We start from the raw sequence: 4,899 nt of genomic DNA on the forward strand, positions 1-4,899 counted from the left end.
CATTACTAATTGCCCGAACACTTTCTTTAAATAAGTTCATAGTTTCAACTGTATGTACAGTCTGAATGGTGCTGAAAGTTGTAATTCAACATTCAACAATCAACATTCAACATTACTTATACGTTTGCTTGTGTGCAAATACGTCATAACCCATTATCAGGTGGTTATTGCGGTGAGGTCCCACCTCTTCCCATTCCGAACAGAGAAGTTAAGCTCACTTGCGCCGATGGTACTGCAATGCAATGCGGGAGAGTAGGTAGCCGCCTTCTTTTATCAAGAGCCTCAGATTTCGAAAGATTTCTGAGGCTTTTTGTGTATCTAAAGATTTAAATTATGCATTATTATTTGAGTACATGGTGGAGATGGTTCAGACGCTGCGGCTATAGTCGCGGCTTTGGGGTGCAGTCGCCTTCTGCCTATAGCTTCATCCGTTATGTCATCAATGAGCATTATCCTTATTATGCATATCAGGAGCTGCAGGAGCAGTTTCCACAGCTTAACAGACGCGAACATAAGGTGGGACGTCTTCTTCTACGGCTCTCGAATCATTGGCAGCCCGTTATCAGATTGTGCAATCGTCATATCTTTGATGCTTATCTCCATGCGGGTTGTATGAATACTGAATCTTTCGAGATAGCTGATAGCTTATCTTTTTTGAATAAAAATGTCAAAACGATGGTGGTTGTTGATTTGGATAAACAGCCTATGGAGTTTGTCTTGAAGAATCTTCTTCCGCTTTGTCATAGTCAGGTGATGCTGGTTCTTCTAGGTAATCTTCATGCCAGGAAGACCTATTCATCATGGCTTCGTTTGCAGGAATCAGAGTTCTCTGGCATCACCTATGACCTCTATTATGTGGGTGTTGTTTTCTTTGATCATAAGATCTATAAGCAGCATTATCGGGTAAATTTCTAGAAAAAGAGCCCTTTCATGCAAGAAAGTAGTATGTTAGGTGAAAAAAAATGCCGAAAAACTTGTAGATAAAATAAATTTTATTACTTTTGCAGCCAAATTAGTAAGAACGTTAAATATTATAGCTATGTATTGGACACTTGAATTAGCTTCAAAGCTAGAAGATGCACCATGGCCTGCAACTAAAGAAGAGCTGCTCGACTATGCAACTCGCTCAGGTGCGCCTCTGGAAGTTCTGGAGAATCTGCAGGAAATAGAAGATGAAGGTGATGTCTATGAGAGCATCGAAGACATTTGGCCTGATTATCCTTCAAAGGATGACTTCTTATGGAATGATGACGAGTACTAATCGTTCATCGATTACGATTATCAGTATAAGATAATGGAAATGAGCCATATAGGTGATTTCTCCGGAAATTCCTATATGGCTTTTTGCCGTCTTTTACCGCCAATTTTACCGTTCTAATGGCCTTATTTTACATAATTAAATGATCAATAATCGGTATATCCTGAAATTCTTTCTTTTCTGATCGGTTAATTTCATCTTTTCTTCTCTTATTATTCTCCTTACTTCATACTAAAATCATCTGAAGTTTATAAAAAAGGAGTGATATGATAAACTTTTCTACTATCTTCGCGTACATAGTGCCATAATTAATAAAAAGGTATTTTAATATGGGAAGAATTTCAAGACTTTATCCGAAAGGACGATTGAGACTGCGTATACCAAAGATGGTGCAGTCTGGTAAAAAGTATCCATTGTATATAGAATACAATTGGCATGCTGATTCTATTCGTAAATCAACTGGTATAAGTGTGTCAGTAAAGGAATGGAATGAGAAAGGCTATTGCGGTATTGGTGAAATACGTGCCACGACTGATATTGACTATAAGTATTATAATCATGCTCTTCATAAGCGTATCGAAGACATAGATGTGAAGATACATAAGTATTATGAAATGCATCAACATATTACTTGTGATGTGATTCGATCTTTTCTCGAAGACAATGACAATGCTTTGCGACCTGATGAAGGAAAAGACTTCATAGAGTTTGCTAAAGAGTTGATGGAAAAACGTTATGAGAAAGGTAAGATAGGTTTCAGTACTTGCAAGAATGGTATTTCATATCTCAATCAGTTTGAGGAATACCTGTTGCTTGAACACAAAGGTACACATGGTGAGCATAAGGAATTCATTTATGTCTCAGATATTAGTGAAGACTTATTGCTTGATTTCCGTAAGTATCGACTCTTGGCAAAAAAGAAAGCAACAACAGTCAACAAGACTCTATGTCCGATTCTTCAGGCGTGTGAATATGCTTGTCAGTTAGGTTATATCTCTCATCAGCTTAATGCTTCTCTCCAGGACTTGTATATGAAAGAAGAGGACCGGCTTGATGAAGAAGAGAGGAATATCAAGTATCTCACTGAAGAGAGACTTGCTGAGTTAGTTTCCGTTTATAATACCATCGAACAACCTCGACGAAAAGAGTTTTTGGAGATGTGGCTGTTTGCCTTCCATGCTTGCGGTATGCGAATGGTTGATGTGATGACGCTCCGATGGAAAGACATTGATTTCAACAAGAATTTCATCAGTAAAATACAAGTCAAGACGAGAAACCGAAACACCATACCTTTGAGTGAACCACTCATTCGTATTCTTGAAAAATGGAAGGGTAGAAACAAAGTCTTTGTTTTTGATCTATTGCCAGAGAACTTCGATATAAATGACCATGAGGCGATATACCGTCGTAGAAATTCCTGGAATAATACCATCAATACTTCGCTTCGCTGTATATCTCATGATTTAAAATGGAATCAAGACTTGACTTTCCATGTATCAAGACACACCTGGGCAGTTTTAGCGCTTGCACACGGAGCTGAAATCAGTGAGATAAGCAGATTGTTAGGTCACGCTTCAACAGGCGTCACAGAGCGAGTTTATGCAGAATTCTTGCCAGACAACCTTGCGACTGTAGTAAGCAAACTTGGCTTCTGCTTCATTCCTGATATGAATGCCAAACAAAAGAAGGTGTTATCACGCTAAACAGAGTGATACCACCTTCGATCAAATTTGTAGCCTTTATAGTCGAAACTATCAGAATATCTTGTAGTCCTTGCCAGTAAGATTAGAAATTGGCTTGAATAAACGCAATAGAATGAGCCCTATCACGATAAATGCTATTCTGACTATTACTGAACCACCCATAGTAAAACCGTGCCATACGAGGAAAATGGGTGAGCACATGAGGGCTACGATGATTAGGCACATTAGAGCTGCTAGAAATGTTTTTGGTCCCATACGTCAATAATCTAATGGAGCTATGAAATGATCATCAGGCAGGTCGTGAAAATACTTGCCATCTGCATCATTAGTCACATATGTTTCGTTTTCTGGATCTTCTGTAGCGAAATAGATTTCCAAATCCTTGAAACGATTTTTGAGAAGAACGCGGAAGTCAGTAATCAATGCGAGTTCTTCCGCTTCTATATAGAGAAAGCCTTCTGAAAGTTCGCATTTCTTGATATTACCACAGAGATTGCAAGTCCCATAGTCCACACCAAGAGCTAAGATGATGTTTCCTTCCCAATCATCGGCCTCGTCTTCTTCCATAGCAGGGCGTTCTTTCTGTATGAAAGTCTGATAGAGGTCATATATCTCTTGCAACTCTTCTTGTTTTCCCACAATGTGGTAGCGTACTTTTATATTATGCATTTGGGATGCAAAGATAGCTAAATCTGATTCCATGTCTTGTCAATCGATTTCACTACTGTCCAATAAAAAAGGGCAATTCGATCTTTGAAACAGTTGAATTATAGTCTTTTATGCAGTATTTTGCAATGAAACGGACTTGATTTTGTACAATAGTTCGTTAATAATTCAATAATGTGCTAAGCAGCTATACGCTGTAAGCACGAGAGATCTTTGAAAATCTTGCTAATTAAAGTTCGGTTCGGGATGTACCCGCATGCTTTAAAAATTCGTCTCACCAGATAAATGTTGGTCATCAGTGACTTGAATGAAGACATAGAATATTCCATTCCCATCTCCTTCATAGTTACCTTGGCAACATTTAGTGATGTGAACGAAGCATTGAAAGCAAAAGCGAGTTTCCACTTATCGCGAGCCTGGCAGTCCATAAGACCAGTATAGCCTTTGGCGTCACGAAAGCAAAATTCGATCTGGAACCTGGTTCTATAATAAAGAAGTACCTCTTCACCCGAAAGTGAGGTGTCTGTAGAGAAGAATAGTTTCTTCTTGCCATTCGGCATCTGCCAGATGACAAGTCTAACTTTACACTTGAGTGCCTTGGAATAGGCAATCAAAGTATAAGCTGTTCCTTCTATATCTTTCATCTCCATCTTCTTCATTCGAGTGAGGTCAAGATTCTTCATATCAATCTTGCCATCCTTGGTCTTGGGGCGACCACGTTTTCCAGTACGTGGACCAGTATAGACATAAAAGAGACAAGCATTGTCACGAAAGCGGCTTATCAAAGAGAAACCTTCTTTCTTTATCCTATTAACAAATGTACTTGTAGAGAAGTAAGTATCTGCAACTATGAGGGTTGAGAGTTTAAGAAGTTCCTTGCGGTAACGCTTAATGACGCTGATATAGAAATCTACCATAGTCTTGTTTCTAAGACTCAGTTCTTTATTATTTAGCGACTGGTGGGCTCTTAACATCATGCAGTCTTTGGTATCAATATCAATGAGTCCAATACCCATGATTTCGAGACCATGTTTAACAGACTGAGCACATCCTGACCAAAAACGACCGATATGTGGTGTTTTCTTGCCAGCTTTACTGATGTAGCTGGGATCAATGGCAATAGCCCATCTTCCCTGTTTACCCAAGAAGCGCTTGGCAAGTGAGACATTAAGTTTGAGCCAATCAATGCACTTCGACTTTTTCAAGCCGAATGCGTTGCGATAGGTTTGCTCAACATGCAAGCCATACCTCCCCATTTGGGTGAAATTTATC

At 39.1% G+C, this 4,899-nt stretch carries 5 protein-coding genes and 1 rRNA gene; 4 read left to right on the forward strand and 2 right to left on the reverse strand.

Annotated features, from left to right (window positions below):
- The first annotated feature begins 156 nt into the window (after window positions 1-156).
- From rrf to DW657_RS16605, 4 genes are all read left to right on the forward strand, one after another.
- Window positions 157-269 (forward strand): 5S ribosomal RNA (gene rrf, locus DW657_RS16590).
- A 64-nt stretch (window positions 270-333) separates the two neighbouring features.
- A complete protein-coding gene (locus tag DW657_RS16595) occupies window positions 334-915 on the forward strand; it encodes a hypothetical protein (protein ID WP_118313479.1) in 582 nt (193 codons plus the stop codon).
- Between the two features lie 124 nt (window positions 916-1,039).
- Window positions 1,040-1,261, forward strand: a complete 222-nt coding sequence (locus DW657_RS16600; RefSeq protein ID WP_089543964.1) for a DUF2795 domain-containing protein — start codon at window positions 1,040-1,042, stop codon at window positions 1,259-1,261.
- 326 nt (window positions 1,262-1,587) lie between these two features.
- Window positions 1,588-2,961 carry a tyrosine-type recombinase/integrase gene (locus DW657_RS16605; protein WP_118313480.1) on the forward strand — a complete coding sequence of 458 codons (1,374 nt, stop codon included), beginning with the start codon at window positions 1,588-1,590 and terminating at the stop codon, window positions 2,959-2,961.
- A 258-nt stretch (window positions 2,962-3,219) separates the two neighbouring features.
- On the opposite strand, the gene DW657_RS16615 is transcribed toward DW657_RS16605, so the two are convergent.
- Window positions 3,220-3,663 (reverse strand): hypothetical protein, encoded by a 444-nt coding sequence (locus DW657_RS16615; protein WP_147337160.1) that lies wholly within the window; start codon window positions 3,661-3,663, stop codon window positions 3,220-3,222.
- Window positions 3,664-3,806: 143 nt separating this feature from the next.
- On the reverse strand, window positions 3,807-4,899 hold a 1,093-nt coding region (locus DW657_RS16620), incomplete at its 5' end, for a transposase (protein WP_233547199.1).

The organism is Prevotella sp. AM23-5 (assembly GCF_003473645.1).
Classification (GTDB): domain Bacteria; phylum Bacteroidota; class Bacteroidia; order Bacteroidales; family Bacteroidaceae; genus Prevotella; species Prevotella copri_A.